Source organism: Francisella salimarina (assembly GCF_007923265.1).
GTDB classification, from domain to species: domain Bacteria; phylum Pseudomonadota; class Gammaproteobacteria; order Francisellales; family Francisellaceae; genus Francisella; species Francisella salimarina.
This window is the reverse complement of the sequence record NZ_VOJA01000017.1, coordinates 1-550: the sequence shown is the minus strand read 5'-3', so window position 1 is coordinate 550 and position 550 is coordinate 1. Positions and strand designations below refer to the sequence as shown.

Sequence of the window (550 nt, the reverse complement as noted above, 5' to 3'; positions counted from 1 at the left end):
AAAGAAGGAAAAAAGATAAAAAAAAAAAAGAAAAAAAATATAGAGAAAAAGAAAATAGAAAAGATGAAGAAAAAGATAGGAAAAGAAGAAAGAAAGAAAGAGAAAGAGAAAATGAAAAAAAGAAAAAGAGAAAGAGAAAAAAATGAAAAAAAAAAAAAAGAAGAAAAAGAAAGGGGAAAAGAAGATGAGTAGAGAGAAGAAGAAAAGGAAAAAAGAGATAAAGGTAGATTAGAAGAAAGGGAAGCGAAAAGGAACTTGGAAAGAAGGGTAGAAAAGGAAATGATGAATATGTAGGATAAGAAAAAAAAAGAAAAGAAAAAAGAGAAGAAAAAAAAAAAAGAAAAGAAAAAAAGAAAAAAGAAAAAAAAAAAAAAGAAGAAAAAAAAAAAAAAAAAAAAAAGAAAAAGAAAAAAAAAAAAAAAAAAAGAGATAAAAAAAGAAGAAAAAAAAAAAAAAAGAGAAAAAAAAAAAGAAAAAAAAAAAAAAGGAGAAGAAAAAGAAAAAAAGAATAAAAAAAAAAAAAAAAAAAGAAAAAAAAATAAAGAAAAAG

Annotated in this window: 1 protein-coding gene; it reads left to right on the top strand. The window is 19.6% G+C overall.

The features are described 5' to 3' along the window. Positions 1–192: hypothetical protein (locus tag FQ699_RS10045; protein ID WP_179951715.1), on the top strand; the 192-nt coding region annotated here is incomplete at its 5' end. Positions 193–550 lie beyond the last annotated feature (358 nt).